A 21,903-nucleotide genomic window follows, 5' to 3' on the forward strand; every position below is an offset into this window, starting at 1 on the left:
TCAGGCCTCCAGTGCCGGGCGGAGGTCCCACAGGGTGCGCCAGGTGGCGGCGCCCTGCTCGGCGCGACGGCGGACCGGGCCGTCCCAGTAGCCGAGCAGCCGGGCCGCGTCGGACGGCTCGTCCTTGCGGACCACGCCGAGGAGCTGGCCGGGCAGCCGGCCGAGCAGGTCCCCGCCGTCGGGCAGGTAGGCGGCGCTGACGCCGAGCGCGGTGGCGACGGAGACCGCCTCGGCGGTGCTCATCACGGTGGACGGGCGTTCGACGTCCCAGCCTTCGGTGGACCGGCCGCTGCGCAAGTCCCGGAAGGCCGTGACCAGGGCCTCCAGGACGGCGTCGTCCACCGCGTAGGCGGCGCCGGCCCGGGCCACGGCGGCGGTGGACTGGCGGCGGACCAGGTCGACCTCGGCGGCGAGGCTGCCGATCGGGCCGACCGTCTCGAAGTTGAACCGCCGCTTGAGCGCCGCGGACATCTCGCTGACGCCCTTGTCCCGCAGGTTGGCGGTGGCGATCAGGGTGAAGCCGGCCGCGGCGTGCAGTTGGCCGTCCGGGGTGCCGGCCAGTTCGGGGACGGCGATGCGCCGCTCCGAGAGCAGCGAGACCAGCGCGTCCTGCACCTCGGGCAGGCAGCGGGTGACCTCCTCGACCCGGGCGACCGCGCCGGTGGTCATCGCGGTGAGCACCGGCGAGGGCACGAGGGCCTCCCGGCTGGGCCCCTTGGCGAGCAGCAGGGCGTAGTTCCAGCCGTACTTGAGCTGGTCCTCGGTGGTGCCGGCGGTGCCCTGGACGGTGAGCGCGCTGCTGCCGCAGACGGCGGCGGCGAGCAGCTCGGAGAGCATGGACTTGGCGGTGCCGGGCTCGCCGACGAGCAGCAGGCCGCGCTCCCCGGCGAGGGTGACGACGCAGCGTTCGACCAGGGCGCGCTCGCCGACGAACTTCGGCTCGATGACCAGGCCCTTGCGCCCGGCCTTGAGCTTCTCGCCGCCGCTGCCCATCACGAAGGTGACCACGGCGCGCGGGGTCAGGAGCCAGCCGGGCGGGCGCGGGCCGCTGTCGTGGGCGGCCAGGAACTCCAGTTCGGCGGCGTACTTCTCCTCGGGCGGGACGGTCTGCCGGTCGGCCGCGGCGGGGGCGGCGGCGCCCTTGGTGGTCTCGGTGGCGGTCATCGGCGGGCCTTCCTGCGCTTGCCGGTCTGGAGCTCTTCGTATCCGGGGGCGTCGCCGTCGACGGTCCGCTGCCAGGCCCGGGCGAACAGCTCGGGGACGGGCAGGGGGACCAGCGCGGGCCGGTGGGTGGGCAGTTCGTAGAGGGCGGCCTTCCATGTCTCGGCGGGCAGGGCGGGCGACTTGGCCTCCTGCCAGCCGCCGGGCAGGAAGAGGCTGCGGCCGGCCCGGGAGCGCTTGGCCTCCAGCACCAGGCCGCTGGCGGCGAGTTCGGCGCGGGCCTTCTTCAGCCGGGCGGGCTTCCAGCCCGTCCAGCGGGCGGCGTTGCGGTCGGTCGGGTCGGGCAGGGCGAGCAGTTGGAGGTAGAGCGTGGCCGCGTCCTCGCCCAGGCCGTGGGTGCGGGACACCTCGGCGACCAGCTCGGGGACGGACAGCAGCGGGTTCTGCAGCCAGGCCGGGCCCTCGCCGGGGGCCGGCACCGAGGCGGCGGAGGCGGCCAGTTGCTCCGGCTCGCCGCGCAGCACGGCTTCGATGGCGCCCCGCTCGGCGGAGAACCAGTAGCTGCTGGAAAGCCCGTCGAGCAGTTCGAGCAGTGGGTCGTCCGGGCCGGTGAGGGCGGCCGGGCGCAGCCAGATCCGCTCGTAGTCCTCGTGGTACGGCGTCAGGACGAGCGCCGGGCCGCAGTGGACCAGGCCGTCCCGGTCGGCCCCGCCCTCGGCGGGCAGGCCGAAGTGGGTGCGCAGGACGGCGGCCAGCGAGGCGCCCTTGACGGTGCGCACCAGGTCGAGGTCAAGCAGCAGCTCCGGGTCGGCGAGGCGGTCGCGCAGCGCGGCGGCGGCGGTGGGCAGCAGCGGGCGCAGCGGGCTGTCGGCGGGCAGGTGGTAGGCGAGCCAGCGCAGCGCGGCGATGGTGGAGCCGAGCGCGCCGGTCTCGGGGACGGCGGACTCGTCCTCGGGCGTCAGCCGCTGGCCGACCCCGTCCACCTCGGTGAACCGGAAGCCGGTGCGGCCGGCCAGCCACGGGGTGTGGGCGGGGTTGAGCACCGCCTCGACGGTGTCGATGGACACGCCCTGGACGGTGGCCAGGGCCTCCTCGGGGAGGGTGACGAGCCGTCCGAAGCGCCGGATCCACTCCTCGGCGCCGGCGGCGATGTCGGGGCCCTCGGTCCACAAGGTCTTCGGGTCGGCGGGCAGCAGGGCGCCCCAGACGGCGGCGAGGCCGTTGTGGTCGTGCCCGCGCAGCCAGGCCCGGGCGGCCTTGAACTCGGCGGCCTTGAGGCCGAGTTCGGTGGGCGCGGAGATGTCCGTCCAGTACAGCAGGCCGGACGGCGGGCTGAGCAGCAGGGCGGAGCGGGCGGTGCCGATGCCGGTGAGCTCGTTGAAGGCCTCCGCCCTGGCCGCGTCCCGGGGGACGAATCCGTGCAGCGCGGCGACCCTCCAGAACTTGGCGACCCAGGCGGCGTCGACCAGTTCCTCGGTGCCGCGCTCCTCGAGGGTGGTGAAGTGCGCGACGGGGCCGAACTCCCCGCTCGGGTCGTGGTCGACGGCGAGCCAGTGCACCCAGCCGTCGGCGACCTGGCGCTGGTGGCCGATGATGACGACGGTGCGCCCGCCGTGCCGCAGCACCTCGCCCTCGCGGGGCGTGACCGGCCGGGGGCCGGTGGCGTTCGGGGCCGGCGGCACCTGCTCGGCGAGGACGATCTCGCGCAGGGTGGCGCCGCGGTCGGCCAGCGGGCCCCTGGTCAGCTCACCGAGCAGCAGGACCAGCGAGGAGCGGTGGGCGGACTCGGTGAACGGCGAGGCCACCGCGTAGGCCAGCGCGTGGATCCGGCCGAGCAGTTGGAGCCAGCCGTAACTGACGCTGCCGTTGTGCAGGGTGACGGTGGCGGGGCTGGTCCAGCCCTCGCCCTCGGCGGCGGGCGGGGCGGCCAGCACGGCGGTGACGGCGCGCAGGTTGTTGAGCACCCGGCAGCGCTCCTCGGAGCCCCAGTTGTTGCCGAAGCCGCCGATCTCGGGCAGCACGGCGCGCACGGCGTCGCGCAGTTCGTGGTCGCGTCCGTGGTCGGGCCGCCACTCGGCGTTCTTCGCCTTGCCGGGGCGCTCGGCCTCCGGCTGCGGGACGAACCGGGCGACCCGGTCCAGCAGGTCGGCGGCGGTACGGGCGAGCCCGGCGACGCCGGCCAGCAGCCGCGGGTGGGCGATGCCGGGCAGGATCGCGCCGACCTCCGGGACGGGCAGGGTGCGCGAGGTCCGCCGGGCGAGCGGGCGGCGCACGCCCTGGACGGTGAGCCAGCACCGCTCGCCGTCCGGGACGGGTTCGGTGTCGACCGGCCAGGCGGCGTCGACCAGCCGGGCGGCCTGCTCGACGGTGACGGCGCGCAGTGCCTCCGAGCCCGCCTCGTCGCGCGGGCGCAGGGCGTGCCAGTGCGGGTAGGGCGGGATGAGCGGGGTGCCGGCGGCGGAGAGTTCGCCGGAGCGGCCGGGGCGCAGGTCGACGGTGCGGTCGGCCTGGCCGGTGAGGTCGGGCAGGTTGAGCGAGAAGTGCTCGCCGGAGGTGTGGCTGACCACCGGGGCGGCCGCGCCGGGCAGGGCGAGCCGGGCCACCGGGACGGTGTCCGTCCGGTGACCGGCCAGCGGCAGCTCGATGCGGTGGCCGTCGGCCGTGAAGGTGGTGACGGCCTTGCCGGGCTCCGTCCTGACCCAGTTGCCGAGCACGGTGCCGTCGGTGCCGAGCGGGGTCCGCTCCAGGCCGGGCTGGAGCGGCAGCAGCCAGGTGCTGCGCTGGACCAGCCGGCCGGCGTGGGCGGTGGCGGCGATCACCGGCGGTTCGGCGGTGCGCCCCAGGGTGCCGGTGGCCGGGTCGAGTTCGCGCAGGACGGCCTCGCCCTCGGTGGTGCGGCGCATCGTCCAGTAGCCGGTGCCGTCGCCGAGGACGGGGTGCTCGTGGGGCATCCGGGTGTCGCCGGCGTGCAGCGGGCGCTCGCCGGTGGTGCGGCCGCCGCCGGGCAGTTGGAGGGAGGGCGCCTCGGGCTCGCGGTCGCGGTAGTAGTAGCCGGCGATGGTCTCGCCCTCCAGCTCGAACCGCTCGTCCGGGCGGCTGGACCAGTACGCGAGCTGCTTGCCTTCCTCGGACCAGACGACCAGCAGTTCGCCGTCGACGAAGCGCAGCCTGGTCCGGTTGCGCTCGTGCGACGGCCGCTCGGGCAGCCGCAGGGTGTGCTCCAGCACGATGCCCTGCGGGCCGACCACGACGGCCCGGTCGAGGCGGGCGAGGATCAGGTGCGGCCAGGCGTCCTCGATGAGCAGGTCGCTCAGGCCGGCGCCGGCCAGGCTGGGGACGGGGTGCTGCGGGGCGTCGTCGGCGGGCGGGTCGGCGAGCTTGCCGAGCGCCTCCTCCAGGGCGGGCCAGCCGAGTTCGTCCAGGATTCCGGCCCGGAGGGCGTCGGTGAGCAGCGCGGTGACGTCGAGGGCGGCGATCCGCTCGGCGACGGCCGGGGCGACCGTCCGGATGGCGGTGTGGTACTGGCCGATCGACCGGACCAGGTCGGCGGCGCTGGCCAGGCCGCGGGCGGCGGTCAGCTCCTCGGCGCGCTCCTCGGCCCACTCCGCGAACAGCTCGTTCAGCAGCGGCACGGCGGGGGCCTGGCGCCGGACGGCCGTCTCCCAGGCGGGCGGGGTGGCCCGGCGCAGCAGCGGCCGGTAGCGCTCGTCGGCGCCGACGGCGGTGAGGGCGGAGCTGTCGGGGCCGCTCTGCGCCGCCCAGTCGCGCAGGTCGAAGCCGAGGCCGCCGGGCGGGTCGGCCACCGGCACGCCCGCGGCCAGCAGCAGGTCCAGCAGGTCGATCCGGGTGTGGCTGGCGCGGATGCCGGTGTGGAGGTCCACCGGGACGGCGTCGGCCTTCAGCCGCTCGACCATCCGGCCGACCAGCGCGAGGGTGGCCGGGCAGCTGGGGCGGTTGCGCCAGCCGCGGCCGTGGTGGTGGCACCAGCGCTGGAGCCAGGCGGCGGCGGGCTCGGCGCCCTCGGCGCGGGGGCCGGTGAGCAGTTCCTCGGCGCCGGTCTCGGCGAGCACCGCCAGCCAGGCGGTGTCGTGCGGGGCCGGGTCGGCGGAGGCCGGGTCGGGCAGCAGTTCCAGCAGTCGGGTGCGGACCGCCGTGTCGTCGCGGCCGAGCTCGACCAGCGCGCCGTGCCAGGACTTCCAGAACGCGGCGGGCGCCCGGTTGACCGCCGGGGAGTCCAGCAGCTCGGCGAGCAGCGCCCGTTCGTGCTCGGTGCGGTCCAGTCCGGCGGCCTTGATCAGGGCGCGGGCGTCCTCGGCGATCCCGGCGTACGGGGCCATGCCGGCCGCGGAGCGCTCGGTGCACAGCTGGCGGAAGCGCTGCCAGGCGGTCAGCGGGTCGAGCCGCTGGGCGAGCTCCTTGACGTACTGGCGCAGCGACTTGACGGTGAGCGCGCCGGCCAGGGCGAACTCCAGGAAGACGGCGCGCAGCCGCTCCTCGTCCACCGTCAGGCCGTGGGTGCGCTCGGCCTCGCGGGCCTTGCCGAACCAGGCGGCGGCGTAGGTCTGGTTGCCGTGGCCGAGGAAGATCCGGCCGACCTCCTCGCAGAAGGTGGGCAGGAAGTGCGGGACGGCGCGGCCGAGGCGGGTGGCGAGCTCGTCGAAGCCGTCCTTGGCGGCGCCGGGCTTGGAGGCGGCCTGGCGGGCGATCCGCTCCAGCTCCTTGACCAGGGCGAGCGCGTGGTGGCCGTTGGCCGGGTCGTGGACCAGTGCCCAGGCGGGGAAGCCGAGCGCCTCCTGGCGGACCTGGCCGACCTCGGCGGCCCCGGCCTCCGGCGCCAGGCCGAGGAAGTCGAGGGCGAGGTCCTCGGCCGGGCCGAGCGCGCCGGGGACGAGCCGGACGATCCGGCGGCCGTCGAGCGCGGGGTGGGTGTAGGTGCGGGCGGTGAGCACGTCGGCGGCGCTGTCGGGGCGGCCGGCGTCGGGCAGGGTGCCGGACGGGAGCACGGCCCCGGCGTCGAGCAGTTCCTCGGGCGTCGCGGCGCGGTCGGCGCCGTTGCCGCCCGGGTTGGTGGTGGTGGTCGTGGTCAGGCCGGTGGCGGTCATGCGGCTTCCTCCCCCTGGATCGTGCGGCCGGCGTACAGGGCGGCGGCCATCCGCATGCCCTCGGACCAGGCGACCGGTCCGACCTCGGTGAGCGGCAGGGCCCGGCCGTCCGGGCCGGCCCAGCTGAGCGCGCCCGTCTCGCACGCGTCGTACTCGTAGTAGTCGCCGACCCAGACCCGGGCCTCGACGGTGCGCCCGCCCTCGGTGACCGACTGGACGGCGGAGCCGCCGCGGACCCGGCAGCCGAGCCGGTTGCAGCGCCCGACCAGTTCGCGCAGCTCCCGGTAGCGGCCGCCGGCGTAGGTGGTGACCTCGGTGCCGGCCGACCCGTCGGCCGGCCGGTGCCAGACCTCGCGGTAGAGCTGCTGGACGCGCTGGGAGACGCCGAGCTCGACGGCGAACTCGCGCAGCTCGTCGAGGTCTTCGAGCAGGACGGGGTGCGGTATCAGCACCTCGCCGTCGGTGAGGCGCACGGTGTCGCCGTCCAGGTCGACCAGGCCGAGGCCGCGCTCGGCGTCGGCGCCGCGCAGGAAGCCGGCCACGGAGCCGTCCACGGCGGTGACCACGAGGTCCTTCAGGACGCCCTGCCAGGCCTCGTCCGGCCACACGGCGGTGAGCACCGCGGCGGGCACCGGCAGCGAGCGGACCATCCAGCGCTCGACGTCCTCCAGGCAGCCCCGCTCGTGCGCGGCCAGCCACTCGGCGAGCTGCTTGAGCTGGACGACCACGCGGTCGTCACCGAGCTTCGACGGCAGGGACTTGAGGTCTCGGCCCGCCGCGTTGCGGCACGCCACCCTGCCCTCCCCGTCGAGCGCCACGCGGTACCCTCCCGCGTCCGTCTCCACCCATGCCACGGCCGTACTCCTCCCACCGGGAAACACCTGTCGATCGCCTGCTGACCAGCGATGCGAGGAACGTAGCGAGGCCCACTGACAATGCGACGGGCGGGGTGAACTCCGGCCGTGACATGCAGACTTCAAACCACTCGAACGGGTGATCGAAGAGACGAAAAAGGCGGGGCGGCTGCCCCCACGCAGCCGCCCCGCCCGTCCCCCGGCCCCGGCGGCCCCCTCCGTCCCGGCGACCCGACGACCCCTCGGCCCCCGCCCCGTCAGCCCAGCGGCGCCCGGGGCACGATGACCGGCGCGCCGTCGCCCGGCGCCGCGAGCACATGGCTGTCGATGTCGTACAGCGCCCGCACCAGCGGAGCGTCCACCACCTCGCGCGGCGGCCCGCAGGCCACCACCGCGCCGTCCCGCAGCGCGACCAGCAGGTCCGCGTACCGGGCGGCCGCCGCGAGGTCGTGCAGCACCATGACCACCGTCCGCCCGCCCGCCGCGACCCGGCGGACCAGCTCCAGCACCTCCACCGCGTGCCCGAGGTCGAGCGCGCTGGTCGGCTCGTCGAGCAGCACCACCGGGGTGTCCTGGGCGAGCACCATGGCCAGCCAGCAGCGCTGGCGCTGACCGCCGGAGAGCCGGTCGAGCCGGCGGTCGGCCAGCTCCTCCACGCCGGTGGCGCGCAGGGCCTCGGCGGTCAGCCGCTCGTCCTCCGCCGACCACTGCCGGAAGAGCCCCTGGTGCGGGTGGCGGCCGTAGCGGACGAGTCCGGCGACGGTCACCGCCTCCGGGGCCTGCGGGCTCTGCGGCAGCAGCGCGACCCGGTGGGCGGCCTGGCGCGGGCGCAGCCGCCACACGTCCTCGCCACCGACCAGGACCCGCCCGCCGTCCGGCCGGTGCAGCCGCGCGACGGAGCGCAGCAGGGTGGACTTCCCGCAGCCGTTCGGCCCGACCACCGCCACCACCCGGCCGGCCGGGACGGTGAGGTCGACGCCGCCGAGCACCGGGCGCCCCGGCCCGTAGCCGGCGCTGAGTCCCTGGATCGTCAACTCCATGGCAGCTCCCCCTCGACCGGCGCCCGCTCAGCTGCCGCCGAGCGCCTTGGCGAGGTCGCCGATGACGACGTCAGCGGCGAGCGGGCCGCCCCGGGTGGACCAGACCGAGCCGTCCACGGTGACGGCGTGGTTGTTCTTCACCGCGCCCAGCTCCTGGTACGCGGGCTTGGACTGGACGTCCTTGAGCGCGGTCTTGCCGTCGTCGGTCAGGGTGGAGAGGAACAGCCAGTCGCCGTCGATCTCGTTGAGCTTCTCCAGGCTGAGCGCCGGGCTGTGGGCGTTGCCGTCCTTGTCCTGCGCGGCCGGGCGGGTCAGGCCCATGTCCAGGGCGACGCCGCTGGCGAACTGCTTCTTCTCCATCCAGCTCGGGCCGGTGGGGTTCCAGCGGACGATGGAGACGGCGGCGCCCTTGTTCTTGCCGAGCTCGCCGCCCGCCTTGGCGGCCTTGGCCTCGTAGTCGCCGATCACCTTGTTGGCCTGGTCGAGCTTGTTGACGGCGTTGCCGATGCCCCGGAAGGCGAGCTTCCAGTCGTCGGTGGGCGCCATGGTGACCAGCGTGGCGGGGGTGATCTCGCGCAGCTGCTTGAGCACCTGCTCGTCCTGCATGTCGCCGGCCAGGATCAGGTCGGGCTTGGCGGCGATCACCTTGTCCATCACGGGCTGGAGCAGGTTCCCGACCACCGGGACGCCCTGCACCTTGTCCTTGAGGTACGCGGGCGGCTCGGCCAGCCCCTGGCCGTTGGTGATGCCGGCCGGCTTGACGCCGAGGGCGAGCACCGCGTCCAGGTCCTCCTGGGTGAGGGTGACGATCCGCTTGGGCTCGGCGGGGACCTCGACGGCCTTGCCGGTGGCGTCCTTGACGGTGCGCTTGCCGGTGTCGCCGCCCTTGCCGCCGCCCGCCGCGTCGGCCGCCGGGGAGGCGGCCGCGGACGAACCCGAGGAGGAGGAGCCGGAGGAGCCGCAGCCGGTGAGCAGGAGCGCGGCCGCCCCGGTGACGGCCAGCGCCTGGGCCGCACGGCGGCGGACGGGGCTGAGCGGGCGACGGGCGAACGGCATGGGTGCCTCCGGGCAACGGTGGTACGGGAGTTGAGCAGCGTCCGGGTCGTTCGGCGGGGCGGAGGGGCCCCGTGGGACGGACTCGACCATTAGGTTAGCCTTACCTTATGACATTGTCGCAAGCCGGCGTCACCAAGGCGCCCCCCGCCACCGCGCCGGAGCCCCGACGGCCCGGGGGCCGCCCGGAGGGGCCCGGGGGCCGCCCGGAGGGCACCCGCCCCACCTGGCCGGCCGTCACGGCGGCGGTGGTGCTCCTGCTCGCCCTGGCCGCGCTCTCGCTGTCGGTCGGCGCCGGCGAGGTCGGCCCCGGCCGGGTGCTGGACTACCTGCTGAACCACGACGGCGCCCGCGCCGACGGCCGACTGGCCCTGGTCGTCGGCGACCTGCGACTGCCGCGCACCCTCACCGCGCTGCTGGTCGGCGCGGCGCTCGGCGTCGCCGGGGCGCAGCTGCAGTCCGTCACCCGCAACCCGCTGGCCGAGACCGGCCTGCTCGGCGTCAACGCCGGCGCCTCGCTGGGCGTCGTGCTCGGCATCGCCGTACTCGGCGTCCAGAGCTCCTACGGCTACCTCGCCTTCGCCTTCGGCGGCGCCGTGCTCGCCAGCGCGCTGGTGCTGCTGATCGCGGGCAGCCGGGGCGGCGGCTCGCCGATGAGGCTGGTGCTGGGCGGCTCCGCGGTCGGCGCCACCTTCGGCGGGCTCACCGGTGTGCTGATCGTCAACTCGCCCGAGGCCTACGACCGCTACCGGGTCTGGGTGCTCGGCTCACTGGCCGGGGTGGAGGGCTGGAGCACACTCGCCCGGCTCACCCCCGTCCTCGGCGCCGGCTTCCTGCTCGCCGCGCTCACCACCCGGCCGCTCACCGCCCTGGCGCTCGGCGACGACCTGGCCCGCGGCCTCGGCCACCGCCCCGGCGCCACCCGGGCCGCGGTCGCCGTCGCGGTCACCCTGCTGACCGCCTCCGCGGTCGCCATGGCCGGGCCGGTGTCCTTCCTCGGCCTGCTGGCCGGCTTCCTCGCCCGGTCCCTCGCCGGTCCGCGGATCGGCCGACTGACCCTGCTCGCCGGACTGTTCGGCGCGGCCGTGCTGACCGGCGCCGACGTGCTGGCCCGGGTGGTGGCCAGGCCGTACGAGGCGCCGGTGTCGGTGATCGTCGCCCTCGTCGGCGCCCCGGCCCTGATCGCCATCGTCCGCTCCCGGCGCTCCGCCGCGCTCGCCCTCAGCGACCCGGCCGAGGCCACCCCGCCGGCCGGACGGCGGGCCGAACCGCCCGCCCCGAAGCCTGACCTGGCACTGCGGTACGGCGCCTGGTCGCTGCTGCTCCCCCGCCGGGCGCTGGCCGCCTCGTTCGGCCTGGCCGCCGCCCTGCTCGCCGCCGTCGTGGTCGCCGCCCACGCCGGGCAGAGCGAACTCGACCTCGGCCGCACCTTCCAGGCCGTGTTCGGCTACGGGGACCGCCTCGACGTGCTGCTGGTGCAGAAGTTCCGGCTCGGCCGGATCGTCGCCGCCCTCGCCGCCGGGGCCGCGCTCGGCCTGGCCGGCTGCCTGACCCAGACCCTCGCCCGCAACCGCCTGGCCACCCCCGAACTCCTCGGCGTCAACGACGGCGCGACCGCGGCCGTGCTGATCTCGGCCACCGCCTCCGGCACCTTCGGCGCCTGGTGGGCCGGACCGCTCGGCGCGCTGGCCGCCGTCCTGGTGGTCACCCTGGTCTCCGGCGGGCTCGGCGCGCGCGGCTACCGGGTGCTGGTCGTCGGCCTCGCGATGTCCGCGCTGGCCTCGGCGGTGATCCAGGTCGCGCTGGCCCGCCGCTCGCTCAACTCGGCCGGATCGCTGTACGTTTGGACCTCCGGCAGCCTCAACGGACGGGATCTCGCGATCGCCACGCCCGTCCTGGTCGGGCTGGCCGTACTGGTGCCGCTCGCCCTGGTGGCGGCCCGGCGCCTGGCGGTGCTGCGCTTCGACGACAGCGTCGCCTCGGCGCTCGGCGTCGACCCGGGCCGGGTGCGGCTCGCCTGCCTGCTGCTGGCCGTCGCCCTGGCCGGACTGGCGGTCGGCGTCTGCGGGCCGGTCGGCTTCGTGGCACTGGCCGCGCCGGTGGTCGCCGGGCGGCTGGCCGGACCCGCACGGGTGCCGGTGCTCGGCTCGGCCCTCACCGGCGCCCTGCTCGTCGTCCTCGCGGACACCCTGGGACGGGTGCTGCTCGGCGGGGTGGAGATCCCCGTCGGCATCGTCACCACCGTCCTCGGCGGCCCGTTCCTGCTCTGGGTGCTGCTCAGCCGCAAGGGCAGCCCCGCGTGACCACCTCTGGAGAACCCACCGTGGAAGCCCCGCCCGTCGTCGCCCTCGACCCCGACGACCCCGCCTACCGCCTGGTCACCTTCACCCACCGGGAGGCCGACTGCGACGGCGTGCTCGCCCTGCTGCACACCGTCACCGACAAGGACCGCCACGCCGGGGACCTGACACCGCACCTGATGGAGCGTCAGGCCGACGGAAGCTGGTCGATCACCTACCGGCTGCGCGAGGACCACCGCGCCTCCTACCAGCTGTACCCCTTCCGGGGCGAGGCCCCCGGCACCACCCGCGCCGACTGGCTGCGCGTCCTGGACCGGGCCCGCCCCGACCCGTACGACACCGAACCCCGGCTGCCCGCCCGCGACGGCCGGCACCCCTCCTCGGTGCTCAGCCTGCCCGCCGCGCCCGCGCAACCGTACGTGGCGCGGCGCGAGGGCGTGCCGCGCGGGCGGACCGTCGCGCACACGGCGGCCGGCCGGCGGGTGGACGTCCACCTCCCGGCCGGGCACCGCGCGGACGGCGGACCGTACCCGGTCGCGGTGCTGCTGGACGGCGAGATGTGGGGCGGGGTGCTGTCCGTCGGCGACACCCTCGACAACCTGGCGGCGGACGGCGCGATCCCGCCGACCGTCGCCCTGCTCGTGCACACCATGGGCCCGCAGCGGCCGGACGACCTGAGCTGCAACCCGGCCTTCGTCGACCTCCTCGCCGACCGCCTCCTCCCCTGGGCCGCAACGGAGTTCGGCGCGAGCGCCGACCCCGCCGACACCGTGGTCGCGGGCCAGAGCGCGGGCGGCCTCACCGCCGCCTACGCGGCCTACCGCCGCCCGGAGCGCTTCGGCAACGCGCTCTCCCAGTCCGGCTCCTTCTGGTGGCCCGACGAGACGGAGTTCGACGTCGGCAGCGAGTGGCTGACCCGCCGCCTCGCCGCCGAACAGCGGCGCCCGGCCCGCTTCTGGATCGAGGTCGGGCTCCAGGAGTGGATGCTGCTCGCCCAGAACCGCCACCTGCGCGACGTCCTCACCGCCCGCGGCTACGACCTCGCCTACCGCGAGTTCAACGGCGGCCACGACTACGCCTGTTGGCGCGGCGGCCTGGCCGACGGGCTCGCCCACCTGCTCGGCGGCCGGTGACCTGCGGACCAGCCGGTCCGCGGGCGGTCGGCGGCGATCGGGGACCTCACCCCTGATCGCCGCCGGCGGTCGCGGTCGGGATCCGGGAACGGCGTCACCGTCTTCTTCCGGGGTCCACGATCGGGTAGAGCGGGAAGCCCATCCGCGGGTCGTCGCGGATGGGCTTCCCGCTCGAGTCGTTGTCGGGGTCGGTCGGCGGGTCGATCCGGCACGGTGGCGTTGCTCCCGTGCCCGGCGCGGTGGTCGTCCGCCGGGCCGCACGACGCGGCCGGGCGGACGACCACCACCTGAGGGCTCAGTCCTCCGGCGGCGGGCCCGGGGCGTCGACCGGGAGGCGGACGGCCAGGAGGGCGCCGGCGGCGACCAGGGCCGCCGTGAGCCCGAGGGCGAGCCGGTACGGTCCGGCGCCCGCGCCGTCGCCGAACGCGCCGATGAGGGCCGCGGTGGCGGCGATGCCGAGGGCGCCGCCGAGGGTGCGCAGGATGGTGAACAGGCCCATCGCACGGCCCATCGCGGGCGGCGGGACGTCGGCGAAGCCGGCGATCTGGACGGTGAGCACGGCGGTGCCCAGCACCAGTCCGACGGCGAACATCAACGCCCGTACGGCCCACGGGTTCTCCGCGAAGCCGAGCGCGGCCAGCACGGCCGCCGCCAGCAGCAACCCGGGCAGGGCCAGCCGGCGCGGGCCGAGGCGGGGCAGCAGGCGGTCCACCACCTGCGAGGCGGCCATCAGGCCGATGGCCTCCGGGAAGACGCTCAGCCCGGCGTCCAGGGCGGTGGCGCCGCGCGCCGCCTGGTAGAGCAGCGGCAGCACGAACAGGGCGCCCATCAGCCCGGCCGAGGTCAGCAGGGCCAGCCAGCTCGCCGTGCCGAAGGTGCGGTCGGCGAGCAGCCGCAGATCCACCAGGGGCTCGGCGGTGCGCAGTTGGTGCCGTACGGCGGCGCCCAGCAGGACCAGGCCGAGCAGTCCGCCGAGGGCCACGCCCGGGGAGGTCCAGCCGTGCGCCGGACCGAAGCCGAGGGCGTAGGTGAGCAGGCCGAGGCCGGGGGTGGCGAGCAGGAACCCGGTGGTGTCGAAGCGGCCGGCCGGGGGCTCCTGTTCGCCGCGCAGGCCGATCAGCCCGATCAGCACGGCGGCCGCGCCGATCGGCACGTTGACCAGGAACAGCCAGTGCCAGGAGAGGTGTTCGGTGAGGAAGCCGCCGAGCGGCGGCCCGAGGGCGGGCATCAGCGCGGTCGGGACGATCAGGATGCGGCCCAGGCCTGCCCGCTCGTGCGGGGCGAAGGCCCGGAACAGCAGGGTCATCCCGACCGGTGTGAGCAGCCCGCCGGCCACGCCCTGGACGGCCCGGGCGGCGGACAGCGTGCCCAGGCCGGGCGCCGCCGCGCAGAGCGCGGAGGCGAGGGTGAAGGCGGCGAGCGAGCCGAGGAAGACCCGCTTGACGCCGTACCGGTCGCCGAGCCAGCCGGCCACCGGCAGCCCGAGGGCGAGGCCGACCAGGAAGGCGGTCTCCACGGCGTTCGCCGCCGAGACCGGGCGGCCGAAGTCCTCGGCGATGCTGAACAGCGCCGGGTTGACGATGGTCGAGTCCAGGCCGTTCATGCACATCGCGGCCGTGTAGACGACCACCACCGCGGCGCGCCCCGCGAGCAGGGGGCGCGCCGGGGCCTGGACCGCCGGAGGGGTTGCCGGAGGGGTCACAGCGTGGTCCAGTGCGCGGTGATCCACTCCAGGGCGGCCGGCCGCTCGCAGGGGCCGTGGGCGACGGTCCAACCGGCCGGGACGGCGGCGAAGGCGGGCCACAGGGAGTGCTGTCCCTCGGCGTTGACGAGCGCGAGGAACTCGCCGTCGGCGTCGAAGGGGTTGGCGGGGGCGTCACTCATCGGTGGTCTTCTCCATCGTCGGTCGTCTTGTCGGACTGCTTGTCGGACTGCTTGAGGTGGTCGGCGATCACGCTCGCGATGTGCGCGATCGGCTCGGGCAGGGTCATGTCCTTGTGGGAACAGGCCACGTCGGTGTTGGCGATCCGGCCGGACACGTACGGCGTCCACAGCTCGGGCACCAGGGTGTCGTCGATGGTGTCGACGGTGGCGCGGAAGAACAGCACGTCGCCGTCGAAGCGGCGGTGGTCGTAGCCGCGCACCAGGTGGTTGGTGTTGAGGTAGATCCGGTTCAGCGCGGCCACGGTGCTCTCGTCCAGCCCGGCGAGCGGGCTGCCCTCGCGGCGCAACAGCGCGGTGACGGCGCCGAGTTCGAGCGGCAGGCCGTCGAGGTCCTCGGGCCCGAAGCCGCCCATGGTGAGCAGCGCCTCCAGCGCCTCGGCCTGGTCGGGGACGGGCAGCTCGCGGAAGCCCTCGGCGGGGTAGGCGTCCAGGATGGCGAGCAACTCGACCTGCTGGCCCAGCTCCTGGAGCCGGACGGCCACCGCGTGCGCGATGATCCCGCCGGTGGACCAGCCGAGCAGCCGATACGGGCCCTCCGGCTGGACCTCGCGCAGCCGGTCGGCGTAGTGCGCGGCCAGCTCCTCCAGCGTTTCCGGGAGCGGGAGTTCGGCGGTGGCGGCACCGACGCCCTGGGCCTGGAGGCCGTAGATCGGCACCTCGCCGGGCAGGTTGCGGATCAGGCCGGTGTAGCACCAGCTGAGGCCGCCGGCCGGGTGGACGGCGAACAGCGGGCGCTGCCGGCCGGGGGCGACGGGCCGCAGCGGCAGCAGCACGTCCAGGGCGTCGGCGCCGGGCGCGCCCGCCGCGAGGGCGGCGTCCAGGGCGGCCACGGTGGACGCCTGGAACAGCGCGCCGATGCCGACCTCCAGTCCGAGCACCTCGCGGATCCGCCCGGCGAGCCGCACGACCAGCAGCGAGTGCCCGCCGAGTGCGAAGAAGTCGTCCTCGACGCCGACCGAGGCCACGCCCAGCACCTCGGCGAACAGTTCGCACAGCTGCTGCTCGCGCGGGGTGCGCGGCGGGCGGCCGGCGCCTGCGGCGGGGGCCTCGGGGGCGGGCAGGGCGCGGCGGTCGAGCTTGCCGTTGGCGGTCAGCGGGAGGCGGTCGAGCAGGACGACGGCGGAGGGCACCATGTGGGCGGGCAGTTCGGCGGCGGCGTGGGCGCGCAGCTCGTCCGGGGTGGCGGTGCCGAGCGGTCCCACGGCGCCGACCGGCGCGACCGCGTAGCCGACCAGCCGCTTGTCCCCCGGCACGTCCTCCCGCACCACCACGGCGGCGTCGGCGACGGCCGGGTGGGCGGCCAGCACGGCCTCGATCTCGCCGAGTTCGATCCGGAAGCCGCGCAGCTTGACCTGCTGGTCGGCGCGGCCGAAGTACTCCAGGACGCCGTCGGCGCGGCGCCGGGCGAGGTCCCCGGAGCGGTACATCCGGGTGCCGCGCTCGCCGAACAGCGCGGCGTACGGGTCGGCGACGAAGCGGGTGGCGGACAGCTCGGGGCGGCCGAGGTAGCCGCGGGCCAGGCCCGCCCCGGCCACGTACATCTCGCCGGTGACGCCGGGCGGGACGGGCTGGAGGTGCTGGTCGAGGACGTAGACCCGCAGGTCGGGGATGTTGACGCCGATGGTGCTGCTGCTCCCGGCGGCGGCGCTCGCCCGGTCCAGGGCGATGTACGAGACGTGCACGGTGGTCTCGGTGATGCCGTACATGTTGACCAGCGTGGGCGCGTCCTCGGCGTGCCGGTCGTACCAGTCGTCCAGCCGGGCGAGTTCGAGCGCCTCGCCGCCGAACACCACGTAGCGCAGGGCGAGTTCGCTGCCGGGGCGGTCCCGGTCGGCGGCGCTGAGCTGGTAGAAGGCGGACGGCGTCTGGTTGAGCACGGTGACCCGCTCGCGGGCGAGCAGGTCCAGGAAGGCCGCCGGGTCGCGGCTGACCAGGTGCGGGACGACGACCAGTCGGCCGCCGTGCAGCAGGGCGCCCCACAGCTCCCAGACCGAGAAGTCGAAGGCGTAGGAGTGGAACAGCGTCCACACGTCCTCGGCGCCGAAGCCGAACCAGTGGTCGGTGGCGCCGAACAGCCGGACCACGTTGCGGTGGGTGACCGGCACGCCCTTGGGCCGGCCGGTGGAGCCGGAGGTGTAGATGACGTACGCGGTGTCCTCGGCGCGCAGCGGGCGGGTGCGCTCGTGCTGCTCCAGCGGGACGGCCGGGAAGGCGGCGGACTCCGGCCCGTCGACCAGGAGTTGCCGCACCTCGTGGGCGGGCAGCCGGGGCGCGGTGGCGCGGTCGGTGAGCAGGGCGGCCGGGGTGGCGTCGGCCAGCATGTAGGCGAGCCGGTCGGCCGGGTAGTCGGGGTCGAGCGGCAGGTAGGCGGCGCCGGACTTGGCCACCGCCAGCAGGGCGACGACGAGTTCGAGCGAGCGCGGCAGAGCGAGCGCGACGATGGTGCCGGGACCGATGCCCTCGGCGGCCAGCAGCCGGGCCAACCGGTCCGAGCGGGCCGCGAGTTCGGTGTAGTCGAGCTGCTCGTCCCGGTAGCCCACCGCCACGGCGTGCGGATGGGCGGCGGCGGCCGCCTCGAACAGCTCGGGCAGGGTGGCGTCCGAAGACGTGTCCACCGACGGGCCGTTCCACTCGACCAGGGCGCGCCGCCGCTCCTCCTCGCTGATCAGCGGCAGCAGGCCGATCGGGGTGTCGGGGGCGCTCGCGGCGGCGGTGAGCAGCCGGGTCAGGCGCTCCCCGAGGGCGGCCACGGTGGCGTCGTCGAAGAGGTCGGTGCGGTACTCCAGGAAGCCGCCGATGCCGCCGCCGGGCAGTTCCCCGGCGTTCAGGGTGAGGTCGAACTTGGCGGTGCCGCTGGGGATCGCGGCGATGTCGGCGGTGAGGCCGCCGCCCAGGGCGGTCCGCTCGTCCGGGCGGCTCTGCCAGGCGAGCATCACCTGGAACAGCGGGTGGCGGGCGAGCGAGCGGGCCGGGTTGAGCTCCTCGACCAGGCGGTCGAAGGGCAGTTCGGCGTGCTCGTGCGCGGCGAGCACGGTGCCGCGGACCCGGGCCAGCAGCTCGCGGAAGGTCGGGTCGCCGGACGTGTCGGTGCGCAGCACCACCGAGTTGACGAAGTAGCCGACCAGTGCGGCGGTCTCCTCGTCCTCCCGGCCGGCCACCGGGGTGCCGACCGGGATGTCGGTGCCGGCGCCGTGCCGGGTGAGCAGGGCGGCGAGCCCGGCCTGGACGGCCATGAAGACGGTGCTGTCGGCGGCCCGGGCGAGCCCGGCCAGGGCGGTGTGCGCCTCGGCGCCGAGCGCGAAGGGCACGGTGGCCCCCTGGTGGCCGGCGACGGCCGGACGGGGGCGGTCGAGCGGGAGCTCCAGCTGGTCGGGCAGTCCGGCGAGCGCGGCGCGCCAGTGCTCCACCTGCCGGACGGCGAGCGGGCTGGGCGCGTCGGCGGTGCCGAGCCGCTCCCGCTGCCAGGCCGCGTGGTCGGCGAACTGGACGGCGAGTTCCGGCAGTTCCGGTTCCCGACCGGCGGTCCGGGCGCCGTAGGCGACGGCCAGGTCGCGCAGCAGCGGGGTGGTGGAGGCGCCGTCGCCCGCGATGTGGTGGAGCAGCAGGAGCAGGGTGTGCCGCTCGGGGCCGTCGGTGAACAGGCTCGCGCGCAGCGGCGGTTCGGCGGTCAGGTCGAAGGCGTACCGGACTTCATCGCCCAGCTCTCCGGTGCTCCCGTGGAGTTCGGGCCGGAACTCGGAGAGGATGCGCTGGTACGGCGTGCCGTCCGGCTCCTCCCCGTAGACGGTGCGCAGGACCTCGTGCCGGGCGACGAGATCGCCGAGCGCGAGGCCGAGGGCGTGCCGGTCGAGCGGGCCGGTGAGGGTGAGCGCCAGCGGGATGTTGTAGGTGGGGCTGGGGCCTTCGAGGCGGTGCAGGAACCAGAGCCCGCGCTGGGCGGGCGAGAGCGGCATCCGCTCGGTGCGCGGCACGGGCACCAGGGTGGGGCGGTGCTCGGGCTCCGCCGGGTCGAACAGGGCGGCCTGGTCGAGCAGTTCGACGAGGCCGGCCGGGGTCGGCTGCCGGAACACGTCGGCGAAGCCGACCGGGGCGGCGAAGGTCTCGCGCAGCCGGGCGGCGAGGCGGCCGGCGAGCAGCGAGTGGCCGCCGAGGTCGAAGAAGGAGGCCTCCCGGCCGGGTGCCTGCGGCAGGCCGAGGACCTCGGCGAACAGGCCGCAGACCAGTTCCTCCCGGGGCGTGGCCGCCGCAGTGCCCTCGGTGGCCGCGGCGGGCTCGGGCAGGGCCCGGTGGTCGAGCTTGTCGTGGGCGGTGCGCGGCAGTTCGTCCAGCAGCAGGACGGCCGCCGGGACCATGTGCGCGGGCAGCCGGGCGGCGAGCGCGGCGCGCAGCCCGTCCGGATCGGGCGCGCTGCCGCTCTCCGGGACGGCGTAGCCGAGCAGGCGCTTGCCCTGCGGGCCGGGGCGGGCGATCACCACGGCCTGGGCGACGCCCGGGAGTTCGGCGAGGACGGCGGCGATCTCGCCGGGCTCGATCCGGAAGCCGCGGATCTTCACCTGGTCGTCGGCCCGGCCGAGGAACTCCAGGGTGTTGTCGGGGCGGCGCCGGGCGAGGTCGCCGGTGCGGTACATCCGGCTGCCGGGCGGGCCGAAGGGGTCGGCGAGGAAGCGTTCGGCGGTGAGGTCGGGGCGGCCGAGGTAGCCGCGGGCCAGGCAGGCGCCGGCCACGTACAGCTCGCCGGTGACGCCGTCGGGCGCGGGGCGCAGCGAGCCGTCCAGGACGTAGGCACGGGAGCCGCGCACCACCCGGCCGCGCGGGGCGCCGTCCGGGCCCGGGGTCCAGGCATAGGCGTCGACGGTGGTCTCGGTCGGGCCGTAGAGGTCGACCGGGTGCAGGCCGGGGACGGCGGCCAAGCGCTGCCAGAGGGCGGGCGGGGTGGCCTCGCCGCCGACCACGAGGACGGACGGGCGGTGCCGGCCCTCGTCCAGGATGCCTTCGGCGATCAGGACTTCGAGGTAGGAGGGGGTGAGGTCGAGGTAGTCGACGCGCTCGCGGTCGAGGTGGGCGGCGAGCGCGGCCGGGTCGCGGTAGGTGGCGTCGTCCAGCAGGTGGAGCTCGTGGCCGTGGACCATCCAGAGCACCGGGTCCCAGGAGGCGTCGAAGGCGAACGAGGCGCTGTGGGCGACGCGCAGCCGGTCCCGGCCGGCGCGGCGCAGGGCGGGGGCGACATGGTCCTCGCCGAGGCCGGCGTGCAGGTTGGCCAGCGAGGCGTGGGTGACCACCACCCCCTTGGGGCGGCCGGTGGAGCCCGAGGTGTGCAACACGTAGGCGGGCTGGCCGAGTCGGGGCGCGGGCGGGGCGGTGTCGGGCTCGCCGGCCACGTCCTGCGGGCGGACGACGGGCAGGCCGGCGGGCAGGCCGAGCCCGGCGAGGGCCTCGGCGGTGCCGATCGCGCAGACCGGGCGGGCGTCGGCCAGCACGGCGGCGAGGCGCCGCTCGGGGTGGGCGAGGTCGAGGGAGACGCAGGCGCCGCCCGCCTTGAGGACGGCGAGCATCGCCACCAGGGTGTCGGTGCCGCGCGGCAGGGCGATCGCGACCGGTGCGCCGTCCTTGACGCCGAGGGCGGTCAGCCGGTGGGCGAGCCGGTTGGCGGCGGCGTCGAGCTGCCGGTAGGTCAGCGCGGCCGCGCCGGAGCGGACGGCGACGGCCTCCGGCGTGCGGGCGGCCTGGGCGGCGAACAGCTCGGGCACGGTCCGCTCGACCGGCGGCTCGGTACGGCCTTCGGTGGCGCGGCGCAGGCCGTCCGGGTCGAGCAGGTCGATCCGGGCGACGGGCGTCCGGGGGTCGGCGAGCAGCAGGTCGGCGAGGGCGTCGAGGTAGCGCAGCAGGCCGTCGCGGTGGGCGGCGAGGGAGGCGGCCCCGTAGCGGGCCGGGTCGGCGTCGATGACCAGGCGCAGCGCGCCGTCCGGGCCGGGCGAGACGTTCAGGGCGAGGTCGTCGACCGGGCCGGCGGCGAGGTTGCGGACGGTGCCGGGCAGGCCGGCCAGGTCGAGGTCGCTCTCGAAGGCCTTGATGTTGACCATCGGGCCGAACAGGGCGCGGCGGTCGCCGGTGCGGCCGAGGTCGCGGCGCAGCTCCTCCAGCGGGTAGCGCTGGTGGCGGCGGACGGCGCGCAGTTCGCGGACCACGGTGCGCAGCAGGGCCTCGGCGCTGTCGGCGGGGCGGACGGCGAGGCGCAGCGGAAGCACGTTGGCGGCGGCGACGGGGGTGCGCAGGGCGGCCGGGCCGCGGCGGTTGGCGAGCGGCAGGCCGAGGACGACGTCCTGGGTGCCGGTCAGGCGGTGCAGGTAGCCGGCCGCGGCGGCGAGGAGCAGCTCGGCCCAGGTGGCGCGGACGGCCTCGGCGGCGCGCTCCAGGCGGTCGCGGGTGCCGGCGGGCAGCTCGGCGGTGAGGCGGATCGATGCGCCGGACGCGCCGGCTTCGCGAGACGCGCCGGGCTCGGGGGAAGCGCCGACCTCGGGAGACGCGCCGGGCTCGGGGGTGCCCGGGAGGGTGGCCGGGGTGTCGGCGTCGGCCATCCGGGCCGACCAGTGGGCGCGGTCGGCCCCGTACTGCGCGCTCTCGCGGTAGGCGGCCTCCTCGGCGGCGGCCTCGGCGAGTCCGGCGAAGGGGTTCGGCGCGGGTTCGGTGCCGGTGACGAGGGCGGTGTAGAGGGCGGAGACCCGGTCACCGAGGAGGGTCAACGCGTAGGCGTCGACGGCGAGGTGGTGGATGCGGCGGTACCAGAGCCGGCGGTCCCCGGTGAGCCGGATGAGCGCGTGGGTGAACAGCGGGCCCTCGGCGAGGTCGGCCGGGCGGGCGAGGTCGGCGCGCATCCAGGCCTCGGCCTCGGCGGCCGGGTCTTCGGCGGCGCGCAGGTCCAGGCGGTGCAGCGGCCAGTGGCGGCCGGGGCTCAGCCGTTGGCGGGGCGTGCCGTCCGGGTCGGTGACGACGACGGCGCTCAGCACCTGGGCCTCCTCCACCGCCTGCCGCAGCGCCTGTTCGAACCGCTCGTCGTCGAGCGGGCCGGTGATCTCGACGGCGTCGCCGGTGTTGTAGACCGGACTGTCGGGGTCGAGGGCCTGGGCGTACCAGATGGCGGCCTGGGCGGCGAGCAGGGGGACGTCGGCGGCCTGACCGTCGACGGTCCGGCTGTGGGCGGCCCGACTGTCGGCGATCTGGCTGTCGACGGTCTGACTGTCGGCGATCTGGGTTTCGACGGCAGGCATGGGGTGGAGAGCTCCTCGGGGGATCCGGAACGCCTTACTTAGGTTAGCCTA

The 21,903-nt window shown here is 76.2% G+C and carries 10 protein-coding genes; 2 read left to right on the forward strand and 8 right to left on the reverse strand.

Annotated elements, in window-relative coordinates; genetic code table 11:
- The 5 genes from ACLWS4_RS01790 to ACLWS4_RS01810 form a co-directional block, all read right to left on the reverse strand.
- Window positions 1-1,164 carry an ATP-binding protein gene (locus ACLWS4_RS01790; RefSeq protein WP_049659767.1) on the reverse strand — a complete coding sequence of 388 codons (1,164 nt, stop codon included), beginning with the start codon at window positions 1,162-1,164 and terminating at the stop codon, window positions 1-3.
- Window positions 1,161-6,263, reverse strand: coding sequence for a hypothetical protein (locus tag ACLWS4_RS01795; RefSeq protein WP_416873139.1), 5,103 nt, complete (start codon window positions 6,261-6,263; stop codon window positions 1,161-1,163). The genes ACLWS4_RS01790 and ACLWS4_RS01795 overlap by 4 nt, the downstream gene beginning before the upstream one ends.
- Window positions 6,260-7,117 carry a DUF4132 domain-containing protein gene (locus tag ACLWS4_RS01800; protein WP_049658519.1) on the reverse strand — a complete coding sequence of 286 codons (858 nt, stop codon included), beginning with the start codon at window positions 7,115-7,117 and terminating at the stop codon, window positions 6,260-6,262. Before ACLWS4_RS01800 ends, ACLWS4_RS01795 begins: the two co-directional genes overlap by 4 nt.
- A 257-nt stretch (window positions 7,118-7,374) precedes the next feature.
- Window positions 7,375-8,157, reverse strand: a complete 783-nt coding sequence (locus tag ACLWS4_RS01805) for an ABC transporter ATP-binding protein (protein ID WP_049658517.1) — start codon at window positions 8,155-8,157, stop codon at window positions 7,375-7,377.
- A gap of 27 nt (window positions 8,158-8,184) precedes the next feature.
- A complete protein-coding gene (locus ACLWS4_RS01810) occupies window positions 8,185-9,213 on the reverse strand; it encodes an ABC transporter substrate-binding protein (RefSeq protein WP_074004181.1) in 1,029 nt (342 codons plus the stop codon).
- A 107-nt stretch (window positions 9,214-9,320) separates the two neighbouring features.
- On the opposite strand from ACLWS4_RS01810, the gene fhuB reads away from it, so the two are divergent.
- Both fhuB and fes read left to right on the forward strand, forming a co-directional pair.
- Window positions 9,321-11,513: a Fe(3+)-hydroxamate ABC transporter permease FhuB gene (gene fhuB, locus ACLWS4_RS01815; RefSeq protein ID WP_387966626.1), complete on the forward strand. Its 2,193-nt coding sequence runs from the start codon at window positions 9,321-9,323 to the stop codon at window positions 11,511-11,513.
- Window positions 11,510-12,643 carry an enterochelin esterase gene (gene fes / locus ACLWS4_RS01820; RefSeq protein WP_416873140.1) on the forward strand — a complete coding sequence of 378 codons (1,134 nt, stop codon included), beginning with the start codon at window positions 11,510-11,512 and terminating at the stop codon, window positions 12,641-12,643. Before fhuB ends, fes begins: the two co-directional genes overlap by 4 nt.
- Window positions 12,644-12,938: 295 nt before the next feature.
- Here fes and ACLWS4_RS01825 read toward each other — a convergent pair whose 3' ends face one another.
- Genes ACLWS4_RS01825 through ACLWS4_RS01835 form a run of 3 tightly spaced genes read right to left on the reverse strand, consistent with a single transcriptional unit; the run spans window position 12,939 to window position 21,852 of the window.
- Window positions 12,939-14,345: a DHA2 family efflux MFS transporter permease subunit gene (locus tag ACLWS4_RS01825; protein ID WP_375874448.1), complete on the reverse strand. Its 1,407-nt coding sequence runs from the start codon at window positions 14,343-14,345 to the stop codon at window positions 12,939-12,941.
- Window positions 14,342-14,527: an MbtH family protein gene (locus ACLWS4_RS01830; RefSeq protein ID WP_049656914.1), complete on the reverse strand. Its 186-nt coding sequence runs from the start codon at window positions 14,525-14,527 to the stop codon at window positions 14,342-14,344. Before ACLWS4_RS01830 ends, ACLWS4_RS01825 begins: the two co-directional genes overlap by 4 nt.
- Window positions 14,524-21,852: an amino acid adenylation domain-containing protein gene (locus ACLWS4_RS01835; RefSeq protein WP_416873141.1), complete on the reverse strand. Its 7,329-nt coding sequence runs from the start codon at window positions 21,850-21,852 to the stop codon at window positions 14,524-14,526. Before ACLWS4_RS01835 ends, ACLWS4_RS01830 begins: the two co-directional genes overlap by 4 nt.
- Window positions 21,853-21,903 lie beyond the last annotated feature (51 nt).

The organism is Kitasatospora sp. SC0581, from assembly GCF_048159585.1.
In the GTDB taxonomy this organism is placed as follows: Bacteria; Actinomycetota; Actinomycetes; order Streptomycetales; family Streptomycetaceae; genus Kitasatospora.